Here is an 18,388-nt window from a genome sequence, read left to right as displayed (position 1 = left end):
TTTACACGGGCGCGCCGAGGTCGCGGAGGAACCCTCGCACGACGGCCTTCGCGGCGTGGATGCGGTATTCGCGCGTCGAGCGGACGTCGTCGATCGGCGCGATGTCCGCGAGGACGGCGGCGTCGACGGCGTCCGCGGTGAGCGCGGAGAGGGGATTCGCGAGGACGAGGGCGCGCGTCTGGAGGAGGGTCGCGGTGACCGGCGCGACGGAGGCCATGCCGAGGCCAAGACGTACGACCCGATCCTCCGAGCGCACCGCGATGCCCGCGAGCGCGACCTTGGAGATGGCCTGCGCGCGCCGCGTGCCGACCTTGCGCCAGATCCAGGGCGATCCCTCGGGCGGGAGCGCGATCTCCACGGCGACGATGACCTCGTCCGGCGCGCGTGTGCTCTGCTTGTACCCCGTTTGCAGCGCGGAGAAGGGGATCCGGCGCTCGCCGCGGACGCTCTTCACGACGATCGACGCGTCGTAGGCCGCGAGCGCCGCGACGCCGTCGGCCGCGGGCGAGGCCGTCGCGAGGTTGCCGCCGAGCGTGCCGCGGGCCTGGATCTGGATCGCGCCGAGCTCGCGGGCCATGTGCACGAGCATCGGGGCGCGCTCGATGACCACGGGGTGGCGGCGAATTTCGAGGTACGTCGTGGCCGCGCCGATGCGCAGGAGGCCCCGCGTGGCGGTGATGCCGCGGAGCTCCGAAAGGCGAGAGACGTCGACGACGAGGGGGAGCGGATCGGCGTCGCGGCGCGGGGGCTTGAGCTCCTGCTCGACGACCCAGTCGGTGCCGCCCGCGAGCAGGACCGTGGCTTCGCCGCGCGTGTGCCGCTCCGAGAGGAGGCCGCAAAGCGCGTCGAGCGAGGCGGCCCGCTGCATGTCGTGCTGGGGAAGGTCCGCGAGGCTCACGACGCCCCTCCCGCTTCCCGACGCTCGCGCGCGGCCTCGCGGATGCTGTCGACGATGCGCTGGTAGCCCGTACAGCGGCAGAGGTTGCCCGCGATGGCCTCGCGGATCTCCTCGTCGTTCGGGTCGGCCTTGCGCGCGAGGAGCGCCTCGGCCGAGATGAGCATGCCGGGGGTGCAGATGCCGCACTGCGCGCCGCCGTGATCGACGAAGCAACGCGCGAGCGGGCCGAGGTGCGTCGCGTCCGAGAGGCCCTCGACGGTGGTGACGGCGCGGCCTTCGCACTGGCCGATCGAGACGAGGCAGGCGTTCACGGGCTCGCCGTCGAGCAGCACCGTGCACGAGCCACACTCGCCCTCGCCGCAGCCCTCCTTGGTCCCCGGGAGACCAAGCGGACCGCGGAGCGCGTCGAGCAGCCGCACGAGCGGCGGCAAGTCGACCTCACGCGATAGGCCGTTGAGGGTGAGCGTGATCTTCAAGGGTTATTCCTCCACCTTGCGCTGGATGAACTCGATCTTGTAGCCGTCCGGATCCTCGACGAACGCGATCACGGTGGTGCCGTGTTTCATCGGCCCCGCCTCGCGCGTGACCTTGCCGCCGCGCTTCTTGGCCTCGTCGCAGGCCTTGTACGCGTCGTCGACCTGGATCGCGATGTGGCCGTAGCCCGTGCCGATCTCGTAGCTCTTCGTGTCCCAGTTGTGCGTGAGCTCGAGGACCGCCGTCTCCGCCTCGTCGCCGTAGCCGATGAACGCGAGCGTGAACCGGCCCTCCGGATAGTCGCGCCGGCGGATGAGCTTCATGCCGAGGACGTCCGTGTAGAACGCGAGCGATCGGTCGAGGTCGCCGACGCGGAGCATGGTGTGGAGGATTCGCATGGTCGTGGTGTCTCCGTCGGTGCGCGGGGAAAGCCGCCTCAGCTCTTGCGGCTGGTCTGAAGCTCGAGCAGGCGTTCCGGCAAGAGGGGAAGGTCCCGCGCGAAAATTCCCGTCGCGTGCGCGACGGCCGCGGCGATCGCCGGCGCGCCGCCGTCCATGGGCAGCTCGCCGACGCCCTTCGCGCCGCCGCCGGGGCCGTACGCGTACGGAGCTTCGACGAGGTCGACGTGCATGGGCGGCGCGTCGAGCGCGGTCGGGATGATGTAGTTCGTCATGCGCGGGTTCTGGATGAGGCCGTTCTTCCAGACGACGTCCTCCCACAGCGCCCAGCCGATCGCCTGGAGGCTGCCGCCCTCGATCTGGCCTTTGCACATGACGGGGTGGATCGCCTTGCCGACGTCCGTCGCGGACCAGAAGCCCGTGACCGTGACCTCGAGCGTGTCGAGGTCGACCTCGACCTCGGCCACGTCACACGCATAGCCGTACACGGGGTACGCGTCGCCCTTGTACGTGCTGTCGTCCCAGGTGACCCAGCCGGGATGCTCGTACTGCACGAGCGCCGTGACCTCGCGTTCCTTGGTGAGCAAACGATCGGCGGCCGTGACGAAGTCATTCTTCGCTTGGGGGCTCTGCTCGGTCGAGCCGAGCTCCGCCCCCAAACCCCCGCCGGAGGCCTCTTGCTCGGCGCGGACACGCGCGGCGACCTCACGCGCGGCGCGCTCGACGATGCCGCCGACGACCATGACGGTGCGCGACGCGACCGTGGGGCCGGAGTCGGGAACGTACGAGGTCGAAGGAACGGCGAAGTCGACGTCTTCGAGGCGAACGCCCGCGGCGTCGGCCACGATCTGGCGGAAGACGGTCTCGGTGCCCTGGCCGATGTCGGTGGAGGCGGTGCGGATGCGCAGGCGGCCGCCAGGAAGCAGATCCACGGCGACGCGGCCCTTGAGGTACTTCTCGCCCGAGCCGGTGAAGCCCGCGCCGTGCATGAAGACGCTCGCGCCGATGCCGCGCGCGACGCGGCCGCGGACGGCCGGAGGGCGCTTCCGTTTGTCGTGGTATCCGCTCGCCGCGAGGGCTTTTTCCACGCACTCGGCGACGCCGACGGAGCCGCGCAGGGTTTGGCCCGTCGCCGTGGTGTCGCCCTCGCGCAGCATGTTCTGCGCCTTGAGGTCCATCGGGTCGCGGCCGAGCTCCTCGGCGACGCGGTCGAGGTGCCGCTCGATCGCCCAGATGGTCTGGGGCGCGCCGAAGCCGCGGAAGGCGCCGTTCGGCGGGGTGTTCGTGGCGACCGCGATGGCGTCGATGCGCACGTCGTCCCAGCGGTAGACGCCGGCCGCGTGGAGGGCGCCGCGCGAGAGGACGACGGGCGTGAGCGTCATGTAGGCGCCGCCGTCCATGAGGATGCGGATGGAGAGCGCGCGGAGCGTGCCGTCGCGATCGCAGCCGGAGACGATCTCGCAGATGGCCGGGTGACGCTTGGTGGTCGCCTCGATGTCCTCCTTGCGGTCGTAGATCATGCGCACGGGCTTGCCGCTCTTCTGCGCGAGGAGCGCGGCGTGCAGGGCGATCACCGAAGGATACTCCTCCTTGCCCCCGAACCCGCCGCCCGTGACGGCCTGCGTGACGTGCACGTGATCGGCCGCGAGCTTGAAGCCGTGGACGAGCGCTTTGTGCACGTAATAAGGGCACTGGAGGGAGCCGATGAGGTGGACGCCCTTCTCGTCCCAGTGAGCGATCACGCCCTGCGGCTCGATGTAGAGTTGCTCCTGGTGGTGCGTGGTGTAGCGGCCGCGGACGACGACCTCGCAGGCCTCGATCGCAGCGTCGATCGCGGCGGCGCTGGCGGACGCGTCGGGGAGGTCGGCGCGGCCCTTGGTGATGGAGAAGCGCTTGTGGACGTTGTCCTCGCCCCAGATGACGTCGGCCTTGGCGAGCGACTGCTCGGGATCGAGGACGGGCGTGAGCGGCTCGAGGTCGAGCTTCACGGCGCGCATGGCCTGCGCGAGCTTGCGTTTGTCCGCGCACGCGAGGAGGACGATGGGTTCGTAGGCGTGGCGGATCTGATCGGCCGCGAGGATCGGCTGTTCGGCCGAGATACACTGGACCTCGTTCACCGCGAGATCCGAGGCGCGCACGACGGTGACGTCGCTCCAGTCGAACGCGGGATCGAGGGTGATGCCGCGGAGGCGGGCGCGCGGGACGGGGCTGCGGACGGTGGCGCCGAAGAGCTCACCGGGCTCGCGGGGGAGGTCGTCGACGTACGCGGCGCGACCCGTCACCTTGGACGCGCCATCGGTGCGCGGCACGTTGGTCCCGATGAAGGGAGGGCGGGCAGACGAAGCGTTTTGCGCGGCGGTCGTCATCGCGGGCGGGACACTACCGCGGAACGAGGCGCGAGGGAACGTGCCCCGCGGGCCTACGGCTCGCCGTCCGTATCGCTCCCGCTCGCCTCGTCGTCCGCATCACCGTCGTCTGCGGCGACCTTGTCCTTCAGGAAGAACAGATCCTGCGTCGCTTTGTCCCGCGGGAAGGCGGCCTTGATTCGATTCGCGATCTCGGCGAAGACGTCGAGAAACTCCTCTTTCGCCAGGTTGCGCGCCGCACGTGCCTGCGCGGCCGCTTCCATTCCCATTCGGCGTGCGTCGAGGGCTTGCTCGTACCGGACACGCAGCGCCTCGATTTTCTGCCCCTCGTCGGCGGCGGCCGGATAGATCCCCCCGACCTCTGCATATCGACCTTCGAGCGCGCGCATTTCCTGGACCTGCGTGCCGCCCACGGGCTTGATGATGGGCGTCGAACCGCTCGGGAACAGCATCGACACGATCTTCCCGCCGGCCTTGCCGTCCTCGATTTCCGCGCGCTTGAGCGCGATGCGAATGGCGCGGTCTGCGAGCAGATCCGTGAATTTTACCTCCACGCGGAGGACGATGAGGGCCTTGACCTTGGCGTCGTAGGCGTCCTGCGTCGCGAGGAGCAGCTTCGTCGCGGTCTCCAGCTTGGCGGCGAGGCCGTTCAGGGCGGGGACGTCCTGGAACTTCGCGAGCATCGTCCGTGTGTGCAAGCTCTTGTGCTCGCAGCGGTCGATGGGGGTCTTTGCGTTCGGGAGCACGGACATCAGGCAGATCCTTTGCTCGGGGAATGCGTGGGAGCAAACATCATGGTCATGGGATCGTCAAGAGGTTCGGGGCGTGGCGCAGGGGATGGTTTTGTCGTGGAGGAGAGCGCGTAACGTTGCGCGAGCGCGCCGCACGGGAGGGACGAGGGTGCAGCGTCGTTGCGCGAGGCGCGGCCGCGACGTGGACGCCGCTCGCGTGACGTTTCCGAGCCCGCTGCCATGAGGTGGGCCTCGGTCGCGCAACGTTTCCGAGCGCACTTCCAGGACGTGGACGCCACGCGCGAAACGTTTCCGCACCCTCGGCCACGGCGTGGATGTGCGTCGCGAAACGTTTCTGGGGGGACCGCCAGGAGGTGGGCGTCGCTCGCGCAAGGATGCGCGCCGCGCGCCACGCGGGAGAAGTGGCCGGGGCGGGCGCGGCGGGGTCGCGGGCTGCGCGTCTACGATGAGCGCCCGTCGGGCCGACGCTCCCCCCGGCACCGGCGTGACCCGTCGGATCCACGAACGAGAGCGGAGCATTTCGGACGTAGCTGTACCGATTGTGGCTCTGCCCGTCAAAGACGTCCGCGATCACGGGATCCGTCGTCAAGAACCTCCCGAGCCGCGGGTCGAACATCCGGCCCCTCATGTTCACGAGGCCGAGATCGTCGTCGCCCTCGTGCCCCGTAAAACCCCGGGTCGTCGCCTTGCTCGTGGGCGAGGCCGGCGGCGGCAAGCCCCAGATCACGTTTCGCCGCTGCCCGAAGGGATCGTAACTGCGTTTCTCGACCTGGCTCCCTTCCTCGTTCGTCACGCTCTCGATCGAGCCCAGGTGATCCACATGCAGATCATGCGTCCCCGCCTCCACGCCTCCGCGCGTGACGACTGCGACCACCCGCTCCGGCGAATGCACCGAATACCGATGCTCCACCACCCCCGTCGCCTTGTCCTCGTCCTGTCGATTGCCCGGAGCTTGAGTGGGCTTGGCGGGCCTCACGCCGATTGCCCCCGAAGTATTATCGCACGTCCCGAAGCCCTCGCCCTGCGCAAGGTCCCTCAAGAACGTGCCGCAGGAGAAACGCGGCCGCCATCGCGCGCACATCGTCCCTGCTCTCAAGCATCAGGGCTACGCGCGTATCGCGCCCGCTTCTCATTGCTTCTCCCATTGAAGACTTGGTTCAAGTTTCAGATCCACAAAGAACGACCGAGCGGCCGAACGCGCCTGCTGCAGACCGACGACCTGAACTGTGGGATAATCGCCTTCCTGACCGCCCGCATTTAACAACACCATGCCGCCATCGGCACTGTCACCCAACAGGTTCCAGAATTGATAGTTGTCAAACGTCGCATATACGACATAGCGACCAGCGCCACCGCCGATTGCAAGGTGCTGCTCTTCTGGGCCTTGGATAGTCAAGATTGTGTACCTTTTGGCATCCAGACGCCGAATGGCATTATCCACGTCATCCCAAGACGGCATGTGAATCTGCCACTCATCATTCTGTATTCCACGCCAACTGTCGCCGTGAATCGAAATCGCACTCATGGACGGAGCACCTGTCTTCCCCTTGGGGTGATGACTTCCAGTTCTTCAAGACCAAGTTGATGCATCAGCCCGCGGACGCCGCCATTGGGCCCGCACGCCGGGCACAACGCGCGATCGACATACAGCGTTCCGCGTCCGCCGCTCACTCCGGCATTCGCCGCCTGCTGAAACGCATCGGCCTCCGCGTGTGTTCGCGTTATCGCGTTGACCCGCAGACTCACAGGCTGTCCATGCGCGTTGATGCCATAGAAACTACGCCCACCCACGTCCAGACGAGCAAAGGTGCCTTCTCCTTGCGCGACTCCCAACTCGCCGCGGAACCGTGCTAGGTCAGCAAGGCCCCCTGCCGCACTCGACCCCCGCCGCAGGGCCCTGCTTCCAAGCAGCGCGATATCATCCTCCGGCCCCGGGGTCAATACCGCGCCCAGCATCAACGTCCCCTCGAAGAAGACCCGCCCCGCGGCCTGCTCCTTCGGGTCGCGCAGCACCGGATCCCCGATCTGCGGCCGCAGCAGAATCACCTCCCGCTCGGGCCCGAGCAGGATCGATAGATCCCGCGCGAAACCGTCCTCCTCCTGCACGACGAACGCCGTTCGCCCGGCGCTCGGGCTGCCCGCAACGAGCTGCTCCAAGACCGGAATCGCGCTCGCATCCAGCATCACGTCCGGCGGAAACACGCCAAACGGATCATCCGTCCCCGGCCCCGACGGATGCGGGATCTCCACCGTCGGCAAATCCACGCGCGCCGCGCTCGTGCTGCCCGTCGTCTCCACATCCGTCGCAGGCGCCCCCGCGCCGACGCCCGGCGGATCAATTTCATGCGCGAGCAGCCGCCGCACCTCCTGCCCCGCCAGAAACCACGGGCTCGGCCGAATGTGATCGTCCGACAACGGCACATCCGGATATCCCGGCTGATGCACGACCCCGCCCACCGGCGAGAACCCCGTCGGATCGACGAGCGAAAGCGGGTTGTTGACGACGTAGCTATATCGATTGTGGCTCTGCCCGTCGAAGACGTCCGCGATCACGGGATCCGTCGTCAAGAACCTCCCGAGCCGCGGATCGAACATCCGCCCCTTCATGTTCACGAGGCCGAGTTCGTCGTCCCCCTCGTGCCCCGTAAAACCCCGGGTCGTCGCCTTGCTCGTGGGCGGGGCCGGCGGCGGCAACCCCCAGATCACGTTTCGCCGCTGCCCGAATGGATCGTAACTGCGTTTCTCGACCAGGCCCCCTTCCTCGTTCGTCACGCTCTCGATCGAGCCCAGGTGATCCACATGCAGATAATGCGTCCCCGCCTCCGCGCCTCCCCGCGTGACGACCGCGACCACCCGCTCCGACGAATGCACCAAATACCGATGCTCCACCACCCCCGTCGCCTTGTCCTCGATCCGCTCGTAGAGATCCCCGACGTAGATCGTCTCCTTCGCCGGCGTCGTCTTGCGAATCCGCGCCTCGTCGCCGTCATACCCGAACGTCGTCGTCGCCCCGCCCATCGTGATCATGCGAGGCAAATCGAAGGGCGTATACGTCACCGTCGCGCCAGGACGGGCCACCTGGTTGCCGACCGCGTCATAGGAATACCCAGCGCCGCCCGCGCTCGTCACCGCGTGCGGGTGCAGGGAATCACCATACACATACGCGCCCACGCCGGACCGGGAGAGGAGGTTCCCGTTCGGCGCATACGCGTACGAGCTGTCGCAGGGCGCGGCCGGATCCGGCGACACGCTGAAGGAGGCGCACGTCAATCGCTCGAGCGCATCGTAGCGAAATCGCTCCGTCTCGTTCTGCGCTTGCAACGCGTCCGTGCGGCTCGTGAGGTTCAGCCGCGCGTCGAATTCATACGAGAGGTCCTGGATCTTCGTCGCGCCGGACGTCGTCCGCACGTGGTGGAGCGCCTGCTTGTCCTGAAAATAGCTCCGCGTGGTCACGACCTCGTTCCCGAAGACCTCCTCCTGAACTCGCCCCGCCTCGTCCACCTCGGTGAGGCGCCAATAAGCAGCGCCCGTGAAGGTGTCACGCACGGCCACCCGATGGCCGTGATCGTCGTACGTATACGTCACCGAGAAGGGCTCGACGCCCGGATACGAGATCGACGCCACGCGGCCGAGAGCATCGTACGACGAACGCACCTCGAACGCCTCCCCGCCCACCAAGAGCGTCATGCGCTCCGTTCGCCCCCGATCGTCATAGCTATACCTCTTGACGCCGTCCGGGCTCGTCACCTCCCGCAATCGCCCGATGCCGTGCGCCGCCGTATCCCACGTAAAAAGCGTCGTCGACGTCGCTCCGCCTTCCTTGTCGACGCGCGACGTCACGCGCCCGAGCGCGTCCACCTCGAACGTCGTCACGCGCCCGAGCGCGTCCGTCGTCGATAACAAATCGCCGAACCCATCCTGCACGAGCGTCGTCTTGCCTCGATCCGGATCGTCGATCTCCCGCGGGCGCCCCAGGGCGTCGCGCTTGATCCTCGTCACGGCGCCCCCAGGATCCTCGACGCTCGATAAGACGCCAAAGGGTCCATACGTGGACGCCGTCTTCCCGTTCCCCGCGTCCGTGACGACCACGGGACGGCCGAGCGCGTCGTGCTCGGTGACGGTCAGGTGCGAAAGCGCATTGAGCACCTCGACGAAGTGGCCGGCATAGGTCGTCTTCGTGACGGCCCCCCAGGGCGCCGTGTGCCCGATTTCGCGCCCCAGCAGGTCGAATTCGTATTCGTCGAAGAGAAGCTCGGCGTCGGGCGTGCCCTCGCTCGTCGGCACCGAGCGCCTCCGGACCTTCCCCGTGCGATCGTCGTATTCGAGGATCTGCATCAACCGAGGTGGCTTTCCCTCTCCCTCGATCGGTTCCGGTCCGTACCAGAAATGGCGAATCGGTCGACCCAGACTGTCCAGGATTACCTCGTCCTCGGCGCCCCCGGTCGTCCTCGATGTCTTCACGAAATGCCCGTCCGGCCCGCGCGACAGCTCCATCCACGTCTCGGACCCGTCGGGCCTCTTTTCGTGCCGCCACCGGCCCAGGCTGTCGTAGGACCACTCGGTCACGAGCCCATTCGGATCGGTCTCCCGGATCGGCACGCCGAAGCGGCTATCGTACGTCGAGCGCGTGACGTGCCCGGCCGGGTTCGTGGTTTGCTCCGGAAAGATGCCCTCCGCATCGAAGGCCGTGCGCCAGACGCGATGGTGTCCGAAGGCGTCATCCGCCGTCACGGTCGTGACATGGCCGAGTGCATCCCGCTCGTACTTCACGGTCAAACTCGCATCGAGGCCGCCGTCGTCGGTCGAGAGGGAGGCCGCCTCGACCTCGCCGAACGTGTTCGTCGTTTGCGATCGCGAACGGCATTGCGAGATCCCCGCGGCCGCGCTGCACTCCTTCTGGCTCTGGACCTGCCCGAGCACCCACCTTTGGGTGTCGTTCTCGACGACGCGCGTCGTGTGCAGGGAGAGGTCCACGCCGAGGGTCGATTGACGCACTTCGAGCACGTTGCCGAAGGCATCGAAATCGAGGACCTCCGTCTTCGTATCGCGAAGGAGCGTCGCGCCCTGTCGCCGCTGTGTTCGCCGCGTGAGGGGCAATGTAAAGTAGCTCTTGCCATTCTCCGTGAGGGCAGGGGTGGGCGTCACGTCCACGCGAGAGACCTCGTCCTTTGCAGGATCGAGCGACGGGAAGCGCAGATGCCGCCCCAGGGCCTGGCCCGCGAAAGGGTACGCCTTGACCTCGCCGGATTCGAGATACGTGTGGTTGTCGTAGAGGTCCGTCGTCTCCGCGCCCGTCTCCCGCTCCGTGACCACACGCGCGGAAAAGCCCAAGAAGCCATGCCCGCGGCGATCGTACCGGCCGTCCTCGTAGCGCACGTCGAAATGTCGCTGCCCGCCGTTTCCGTCGATCGTGGCGTAGCTCGTGACCACGCGGCGCGCGCCGACGGCGCACACCCGCGGATACGCACAGTCATTCGCCGGATCGGCCCGCGGATCATAATGATCCGGATCCGCGATCATGTGGCCGTACACGAACTCCACGTTCGGGGGATCCACGTTCACACCGTCCGAGAATCCCACGACCCTGTCGGGGTCCACGGCCTCGTTGCGAAATACGCGCAGCTCGCTCCCGAGGAAGATCAAGACATCACTCGCCCCGTCGCCGTTCACGTCACCGATACGAGGCCCGCGAGGATCGGCGAGCGTGACGGCGTCCCCAAGCTCGGCCTCGAATGGAATCCCCGAATCGACGGACTCGAACGTGAATTCGCCGCTCGCCGCGCGCAGCACGGTCCACTTCGGCAAGAGGCCTGCTCCCGCGCGGAGCGGCAGGAGGAGATCCATCCGGCCATCCCCGTCGAAATCGAGCGGCGTCGCCAGACGAAAATAGCTGTCCTGCGGGAAGACCCCATCCCATGCGAGGCTATGCACAGGCGGCGCGTCGAAGCCACGCCCCGTATTCAGCCTCGTGTAGAGCCGCGTATCCGAGAAACCACCCATCACGGCATCCGGGAGCCGATCCCCGTTGACGTCCAGGAACATCACGCGACCGCCCACCGGCGCGAGCGGCAGCTTCGTATCGACGCTCGTCCACGTCCCGTTGCTCGCCCGCGCGAATGCGGTATAGGTCGCGAGCTGTACGGCCTCGTCGCCGCCAAAGATGCGCAAACCTGGCGTTACGAGTTCGACTTTGTCGTCCGCGTCGATGTCGACGAGATGGAGCTCGACGCCGCACCCAACCCCATCCAGGAGCGTGATCGGTGAGGACGTCGGCTCGAAGCCGCCCGGGCGCCACAGATGCAGTCTCCACGACGACAGGGTCGGATCCGGGAGGCCACCGTGATCCTCGCATTGGATCAAGTCCGGCACGCCGTCTCCGTCCACGTCCCCGAGATGCACGGATCCACCACTCGATCGCAGGCCGTGCGGCGTTGCGCCGAGCGGGAACGGCCTCGGAATTCCGGTATCGACCTCCTCGAAGGTGCCGTCCCCCTTCGATCGAAGGACGATATGGTTGTCGTTCCAGCCACGCACGTCATGGAGCAGCACGTCCGCGCGGCCGTCTTGATCGTAATCGATGGGCGTGCCCAGCTCGGGCTGAATGCGGGAGGGATCCGCCGGCTCCGGCGGATCGGGTACGAGCGGCCATTCTTGCGAATACGCGAGCTTCGGCGCGCCGAGTGTCCCCGCTTCGTTCCTCGTGATCGTCCACGTCGTCATCGGGTGCTGGGGCGTGCTCAGCGCGCTCGTGTCCGGCACGAGCAGGTCGGTGCGCCCGTCGCCGTCCGCGTCGAGGAGCAAGGGGCTCGCGCGCAAGGACATCGGTGCCACGATGCCCGTGTTGATCTCCTCGAAGCCCCGCTCCCGCGCGGGATACAAGAACCTCGTCGTCTCGGTGCACGCGTCGTCCGCGCCGCATTCCTTCATTTCAACGAGCCGCGTCCGCCCCGTCGTCTCGCTGGCGTCGTAGGTGAACGCATATCGCCGAACCAACGTATCCCCCGGCCCACGCATCTGGATTTCGTCGAGCCGCAGCGAGCGTTGCAGTCTCATGCCGCCCGCGTGATGGATCCGCACGTCGCTCGCGTCCCGCGTGCCATGGACGAGCGTTATCGCCCGCGTCGCGGGGAGCGTCGACGCGCCTTCGAAGCTCGTATAGCGAATCTCGTCCAGCGCGTACTCGGCGGTGTACCCGTCCGCCTCGGCGAAGCAATAGCCGTACGTCATCGTATTGCCGCGCAAGTCCCTCTTCGACGACGAGAGCCACGCGCGCGTCGTGCCTCCCCGCGCGCGTGGCCGGCTCCCGGCATCTTCGCCGTACGCGACGACGTGACCCGAAGGCAAGTGCGCCTCGAACGAGGCCGGCTCCTCACCCTTGAAATGGCCCAGCACCCTGATGTGGGCGTCGGGCAGGGTCCGGTACTCGACGGTCGCTCCCTTCTCTGCGACCTTCACCAGGCGCCTGCCGTCGAGACAAAACGCCGTGTCGCTCGTGTCGAATCGAACCGCGCGGATCTCGCCGTCGATGGCCGTCGTCTTCGCGCAACGCGTGATCGCGGACGTGCCCACGAGGGAAAAGCCGACGCCCATCACGCTGTCGCCCGCGGCGCTGTGATAGGCGATGGAGAGCGCGGGCTCGATTCCGCCGCGACCTCGGGGCGCCGTGAGCGGAATCGAAATCGCGGCCTCGCCCGTGTCGGTGAGCGAGAAAGAAGCCGAAAGCGTGGCCGCGACCGTCCTTGCCGGCCCGACGGCTCGCGCCCCCGGGAGCGATGAATGCTGGGGTTTGCATGCAATCACGGCAGGCGGAGGGAGCGCGGCGCCATTCTCGCAGGTGCAGCCCTGCGCAACGGCAACGAGGACGAGCAAGCATGAGAGGAAGACGCTGGCCCAGCGCATGCAAGCCAGTGCACGGACGACGGGAGCCCACGTCAACCATCAGAGATCTCGAGGGGTGACATTCCTGGTCCGAGGTGAGCGTTCGGTTCAGCCCCTATGGGAGCCCCACCTTGCCAGTCTTGCTTTGGCCCGTTCGATGAACTGCGCATCGCGCAGTTCATCGACCACGAGTCCAGGGCTTGCCCTGGCGCGGGTCGAGGGGCGCGTAGCCCTCGCGGGGTCCGGGGCAGCGCCCCGGCGCGACGCCCGCGGAACACCATCTCAACTCAAACGCTGTCGGCGAGCTCGACCAGGCGGCGTGGATGGTAGAGGTCACGCAGCGCGCTCGGAGGGTGGTCCGCGAGCGCGCCGAGGACACGCTCGCGCCACGCCGCCGGGATCGCATCCTCGCCGAAACGCGCGCCGAAGAGCGCGCCCGTGATCGCGCCGTTCGTGTCCGCGTCGCCGCCGCGGTTGACGACGTCGATCAGCGCGGCCTCGTAGGACGGAGCATGCAACAGCTCCCAGAGCGCGAGCCGGAACGCCACGCGGACGAACCCTTGCTGGCGATGCAAGTGAATCTCGGGGCCGTAGAGCTCGGGATCGTCCCGAACGGCGATCTCGAGATCCCAGCGCAGCTCGGCGCGCGCAGCTTCGACGTCACGGCCGTCGCTGGGGACGATGTCGATGAGCGTGGCGGCGGCCGCTTCGACCTCGGCGCGGATCACCTCGAACAGGTCCGTCGCGGAGGTTTGTCCCGCGCCGGCTGCGGCGATCGCGGCGCAGAGCGCGGCGCACGTGATGCGGCAACGCGGGTCGTAGTGGGTGATCGCGCTGTCGGCGAGCGCGGCCATGCGGCGCGCTTCGGGGGCGCTTGCGAGCGCGACGCCGATCGGCGCGATCCGCATGAGCGAGCCGTTGCCCGCGGTCTTGCGCTCGGCGTGGATCCAGGCGCGGCGCGAGGCTTCGCCGAGGGAGACGCCGCGGGCGATCATGGAGAGCGAGGCGTGCGTGAGGTTGCCGATGTCGAAGGCGTGCTCCACCCACGCGACGTAACGCGCTGCCACGTCGGCCGCGTGATACCGGCCGTGCTCCTTCAAGCTGAGCGCGAGGCACGTGGCCATCTGCGTGTCGTCGGTGACCTGCCCAGGGGCGACGCGGAACGGTCCGTCGCCCGTGACGTCGGTGTGCGGGCCCCTGGCGAGCTCGGGAAACGGGGGGGCCTCGCGCGCCTGGAACTCGAGCGTGGTGCCGAGCGCGTCGCCCACCGCGAGCCCGAGCAACGTGCCGCGCGCCCACGCGCGCCGGGATCCAGATGCAAGCGGTGTCTCGTCCACGAGGAGCTCCTCTCCGGTCTAGGTGCCGTCGCCGAGGAACGTGGGCGGCGCGCGCAGGTACCGCATCGCCTCGGCCGGCGTGTTGATGTCCACGAGCACGTCGGCATCGTCGACGTCGACGTCACGAAGGTCGGCGCCGAGCGCGTGGACGTGATCCCGCAGCGGAGGCGGGTTCGGCTGGCGATACCGATCGAGCGCGTGGCCTTGCAGCGCGACGGGGTGCCCCGCGCGGCCGCCATGCCGCGGGCGCGTCGCGAGCGGAGGCGCGCCGTCTGCGCCGAGGGCCCCGAGCAAGGCCGCGGTCGTCGCCCCACGCGCGGGCAACGTGTCGACGGGGCAGACGAGCACACGATCGTTCGCGGCGATGCGCTGGACGGCCGTGGCGATGGAGCCCGCGGGGCCGAGCTCGTCGTCCGCGTCGGAGACGAGCAGGTCGAGGCCGGGGCGGACGAACGGGATGAGCGCCTGCACGATGGGCTTGCGCGCGACGACGACGACCCGCGACGACTCGGCCGAGAGGCGGGCCTCGGCGTGCGCGATCGCGAGCGGCCGCGGCTTTTGTCCGGGCGGTCCGGGCCAGAGGAGCAGCGCCTTCGGCCCGCCGAGGCGCATGCCTTTTCCGGCCGCGAGCACGATCGACACGGTGTTCGTCATGCGTCTTCTTCCTTTTCCTTCTCGGCTTCGCCGTGTCCATGGCCCCGCGCGCCGCGGCGCGCGCCGGAGAGGCCCGCGCGCCACGACACGAGCTCGGCCGCGATCGCGACGCCGATCTCCGCCGGGAGGCGCGCGCCCACGTCCACGCCGAGCGGCATGCGGACGCGCGTGATGTCCGCCGCCGCGACGCCCTTGGTTTCGAGCCGCGCGCGCGTCCGCGCCGCCTTCGCGCGGCTGCCGACGCCGCCGACGAACCCGAAGCCGACGCCGAGGGCCCACTCGATCGCCGCCTGATCGAGCTGGTGATCGTGCGTCATGACGAGCGCGGCAGAGCGGCCGAGGTCCGCAGGGAGCGAGGCGCGGACCTCGGGGTCGTCGTGATCGGCCTGGAGGAGGCGCAAGCGAGGCGCGCCCGCGCCGTCGGGGCCGGCGGATGGTCGCGGCAAACGCGCGGGGTCGGCCGCGATCTCGCGCGCATCGCAGAGCGTCACGCCAAACCCGAGCGAGGCGAGCAGCGGCGCGAGGTAGACACCGACGTGCCCGGCGCCGACGACGAGCACCGAGAGGTCGGGGGAGAGGGGCTCGATCAGGATCTCGGCCGAGCCGCCGCAACACATGCCGAGCGAGGGCCCGAGGCGGAAGGTGTCGACGCGCGGGGCAGGCGCGGGCGCGTCGAACGACGCGGCCATCGCAACGAGGACCGCGCGCTCGACGGCGCCGCCCCCGACGGTCCCGATCGCCGCGCCGGTTTGGAAGAGCACGAGCTTTTGTCCGGGCGTACAAGGCGCGGAGCCTTGCCGGGCGATCACCGTGGCGACGACGACACGTTCGCCTCGTTCGAGCGCATCGAGCGAGGCCCGCAGCACCTCGGGGGGAGGCGCGGTGCGAGGGATGACCGTGGATACGTCGAGCACCGGATGCGCCGAGTGTAGCGGCGGAGTCGGGGTCGGGAAAGGCATCCCGCGCTCGAAGCAGTGGCGAAAGAGCCCGCGCGCCGTATCCTCGCGCCGTGGACGAACGGCGAGTCGAGGCGGCGCGCGGCGCGCGCAGGGCGAGCGAGGCCAGGACATGACGGCGCGCAGAGCCCCGGATTTCCGTCTGGAAGAGGCGATCCGCGACCCCGGCTTCTCGCCGCGCCGGAGCGACGCGGCCGCGCTGGTCGAGCTCGTCGCGGAGGAAGGCGAGCACACGGACGACGCGGAACGATCGCTCTTGCGCCTCGGCCTGGAGGCCGCGCGGGTCGCGATGGAGCGCGCGCGCACGGCCGAGACGAAACCACGCGCGCGGCTCGTCGCGTTCGTCGGGAAGGTCGCGGCCGAGCATGCCGAGCCCGAGCTGTCGGCGTTCCTGATCGGCGCGCTCGGCGACGCGGATCCGCGAGCGCGTCGCTTCGCCGCGAACGCGCTCGGCAAGCTCCGTGGCGCCGAGGTGGAGAGCGCGCTCGCGGCCGCGCTCGCCGCGGAGAACGACGCTCCCGCGCGGCGCGCGATGGCCGCGGCGCTCGGCAAGACGGGCGGCGACGAAGCTGCCCGCGCGCTCCGGCAGCTCGACACGGGCGGCGACGAGCTGCTCGCGCGCGCGACGGCGAAGGCCTCGCTCATGGCGCAGCGGACGGCGGGCCGCGAGGTCCCCTCGACCTTCGAGGTCCACAAGCCCGCGGCCTCGCCTGTGCCCGTCGTGCTCCACTGCCGCGCCGGCCTCGGGCCGATCCTGCGCGACGAGATCGATGTCCGCCTCGCGCCTCGCCTCGCGCCGGACGGCCGCGAAGATCGCGTGCTCGCCACGCTCGTCGGCCCTCCCGAGCGCCTGTTCGATGCGAGGACCATGCTCTTCTTCGGCTTCCCGCTCCCGCCCGTGCCGCTCGATCCCTCGGGTGACGTCGCCGAGGCCGTCGCGCGTTCGCTCACGTCGCCCGAGGCCCTTCGTTTGCTCGAGTTTTTCACCTCCGGCCCCATCCGCTTCCGGATCGCCTGGGCCGGCGGCGGCAAGCGCCGCGCGAGCATCTGGCGCGCGGCCGAGGCGATCGCCGCGGCGAACCCGAAGCTCGTCAACGACCCGACCGAGAGCACGTGGGAGGCGCTCGTGCACGAGCTGCCCGATCGTCCGGCGATCGAGGTCGAGCTCTGCCCGCGCGTCGAGGACCCTCGTTTCACCTACCGCGAGCGCGACGTGCCCGCGGCCTCGCACCCGACGATCGCCGCCGCGCTCGTGCGGATCGCGGGCGTCCACGCCGACGACGTCGTGTGGGATCCGTTCGTCGGTTCGGGCACCGAGCTCTGCGAGCGCGTGCTCGCCGGCCCGTACGAGCGGCTGCTCGGCACGGACATGTCCGCCGCCGCGCTCGAAGCGGCCCGCCAGAACCTCGCGGCGGTCGGCATCGAGGACGCCGTGCTCGCGCGGGGGGACGCGCTCTCGTTCGTGCCGCGCGGCGCGCCGCCGACGGTCGTCCTGACGAACCCACCGATGGGACGGCGCGTGCTGCGCGGGATCGACCTGCACGAGTTTTTCGATCGGTTCCTCGCGCACGTCGCGGAGGTCCTCGTCCCGGGTGGCCGCATCGCGTGGATCTCGCCGCTGCCCGCGCAGAGCGCGCGCGCCGCGCGGGAGCTCGGGCTCGAACGTGCGTTCGTGCAGCGCCTCGACATGGGCGGCTTCGACGCGGAGCTTCAGCTCCTGATCAACAGGCGACGGCGAAACGAGCGCGATTTCGACCGTGGCCCGAGTGCGCCGCGCGAGCCCACGCGCGCGCCGGAGCGCCGGGGAAGGCCCCGCGCTCCGGGCCGGCGCTGATCACTTCTTCAGAAACGCCAGGTAAACGCCGACGCCCGCGAGGAGCAGCACGAGCGCGAACAGCATGCCGAGGAGCAAGCCCTTCGCGGCGCTCGGCGGCGCGGGCTGCGCCGGCTGCATCGCCATCGGCGGGGGCGGCGTGAAGCGCGGCGAAGGGGCGCTCTCTCGCGCCATGGCGAGGGGCGAAGGGGCACTTTCTCGCACGACGGCGAGAGGCGAAGGGGCGCTTTCCCGCACGACGGCGAGAGGCGAAGGGGCGCTTTCCCGCACGACGGCGAGAGGCGAAGGGGCGCTCTCTCGCGCGAGGGCGAGGGGCGACGGCGCGCTCTCCCGCGCCATGGCGAACGGCGCTTGCGCGTGCGGCTGCGGCGCGAGATCCGCGAGGTTCGCCGGCAGCGACGTCGACGAGCTCTCCTCCGGCAGCACCATCGTCGGCTCGGGCGCGCGCACCTCGGGCGCCGGCATGGGCACCGGCATGGGCGCGGACTCCCGCGGCGGCGGCTCCGGCAGGTCGCGCATCACCGTCGCCTCGTCGTCGATGGCGTGGTGCGCGGGCGGCGTGGGTTCGTCGCGCAGAACCGAACCCGCGGCGGCCGCGGCGACCTCGGCCGAGATCGGGTTCACGGGCGTCGCGCGATCGGCCTCCCCGCCGCCGTCGCTCGTCGTCTGCATGAGCAGCTCGAGCGGCGCCTCGCGCATCACGGTGGCTTCGTCGTCGTCGCCGTCGTCGAAGACCGCCTCGCGGGAGATGCCGCTCACCGGCGGCGCGATCGGGGTCTTGGGGGCCGCGGCCGGCGCGGCGGGCTGCACGGGGCGCGCGCCGGCGGCGGGGCGCACGGCC

General features: G+C 69.5%; 12 protein-coding genes and 1 pseudogene. 1 reads left to right on the top strand and 12 read right to left on the bottom strand.

All coding sequences use genetic code 11. The features are described from left to right. Nucleotide 1: 1 nt before the first annotated feature. The 11 genes from E8A74_RS11740 to E8A74_RS11690 all read right to left on the bottom strand — a co-directional run bounded on the left by E8A74_RS11740 (nt 2) and on the right by E8A74_RS11690 (nt 15,716). Nucleotides 2-898: an FAD binding domain-containing protein gene (locus E8A74_RS11740; protein WP_136929063.1), complete on the bottom strand. Its 897-nt coding sequence runs from the start codon at nt 896-898 to the stop codon at nt 2-4. After that, on the bottom strand, nt 895-1,374 hold the full coding sequence (locus E8A74_RS11735; protein WP_136929062.1) for a (2Fe-2S)-binding protein: 480 nt from the start codon (nt 1,372-1,374) through the stop codon (nt 895-897). The genes E8A74_RS11740 and E8A74_RS11735 overlap by 4 nt, the downstream gene beginning before the upstream one ends. A gap of 3 nt (nt 1,375-1,377) precedes the next feature. Then, nucleotides 1,378-1,770 (bottom strand): lactoylglutathione lyase, encoded by a 393-nt coding sequence (gene gloA / locus E8A74_RS11730; RefSeq protein ID WP_136929061.1) that lies wholly within the window; start codon nt 1,768-1,770, stop codon nt 1,378-1,380. A gap of 38 nt (nt 1,771-1,808) precedes the next feature. Then, a complete protein-coding gene (locus E8A74_RS11725) occupies nt 1,809-4,079 on the bottom strand; it encodes a xanthine dehydrogenase family protein molybdopterin-binding subunit (RefSeq protein ID WP_232379512.1) in 2,271 nt (756 codons plus the stop codon). Nucleotides 4,080-4,189: 110 nt separating this feature from the next. Next, nucleotides 4,190-4,888, bottom strand: a complete 699-nt coding sequence (locus E8A74_RS11720; RefSeq protein WP_136929059.1) for a hypothetical protein — start codon at nt 4,886-4,888, stop codon at nt 4,190-4,192. Nucleotides 4,889-4,934: 46 nt separating this feature from the next. Beyond that, nucleotides 4,935-5,969: an RHS repeat domain-containing protein gene (locus E8A74_RS55980; protein ID WP_136929058.1), complete on the bottom strand. Its 1,035-nt coding sequence runs from the start codon at nt 5,967-5,969 to the stop codon at nt 4,935-4,937. 48 nt (nt 5,970-6,017) lie between these two features. Then, nucleotides 6,018-6,413, bottom strand: coding sequence for an Imm1 family immunity protein (locus E8A74_RS11710; protein ID WP_136929057.1), 396 nt, complete (start codon nt 6,411-6,413; stop codon nt 6,018-6,020). Beyond that, the gene (locus E8A74_RS53865) at nt 6,410-12,787 is read right to left on the bottom strand and encodes an FG-GAP-like repeat-containing protein (RefSeq protein ID WP_136929056.1); all 6,378 of its coding nucleotides are present in this window, start codon (nt 12,785-12,787) and stop codon (nt 6,410-6,412) included. The genes E8A74_RS11710 and E8A74_RS53865 overlap by 4 nt, the downstream gene beginning before the upstream one ends. 266 nt (nt 12,788-13,053) lie before the next feature. After that, on the bottom strand, nt 13,054-14,103 hold the full coding sequence (locus E8A74_RS11700) for an ADP-ribosylglycohydrolase family protein (protein ID WP_136929055.1): 1,050 nt from the start codon (nt 14,101-14,103) through the stop codon (nt 13,054-13,056). Between the two features lie 18 nt (nt 14,104-14,121). Then, nucleotides 14,122-14,757 carry a nucleotidyltransferase family protein gene (locus E8A74_RS11695; RefSeq protein WP_136929054.1) on the bottom strand — a complete coding sequence of 212 codons (636 nt, stop codon included), beginning with the start codon at nt 14,755-14,757 and terminating at the stop codon, nt 14,122-14,124. Then, entirely contained in the window at nt 14,754-15,716 is a 963-nt protein-coding gene (locus E8A74_RS11690; RefSeq protein WP_232379511.1) for an XdhC family protein, read from the bottom strand. Before E8A74_RS11690 ends, E8A74_RS11695 begins: the two co-directional genes overlap by 4 nt. A 109-nt stretch (nt 15,717-15,825) precedes the next feature. Here E8A74_RS11690 and E8A74_RS11685 point away from each other — a divergent pair, with 109 nt between their 5' ends. Next, nucleotides 15,826-17,547 (top strand): TRM11 family SAM-dependent methyltransferase, encoded by a 1,722-nt coding sequence (locus tag E8A74_RS11685; RefSeq protein ID WP_170229056.1) that lies wholly within the window; start codon nt 15,826-15,828, stop codon nt 17,545-17,547. Here E8A74_RS11685 and E8A74_RS52150 read toward each other — a convergent pair. Further along, a pseudogene (locus tag E8A74_RS52150) lies at nt 17,548-18,388 on the bottom strand (hypothetical protein); the annotation flags it as partial. It lies immediately after the preceding gene.

The sequence above is a fragment of the Polyangium fumosum genome (assembly GCF_005144585.1).
Lineage (GTDB): Bacteria > Myxococcota_A > Polyangia > Polyangiales > Polyangiaceae > Polyangium > Polyangium fumosum.
The sequence above is the reverse complement of the archived record's forward strand: the minus strand, read 5'-3'. Positions and strand labels throughout refer to the sequence as shown.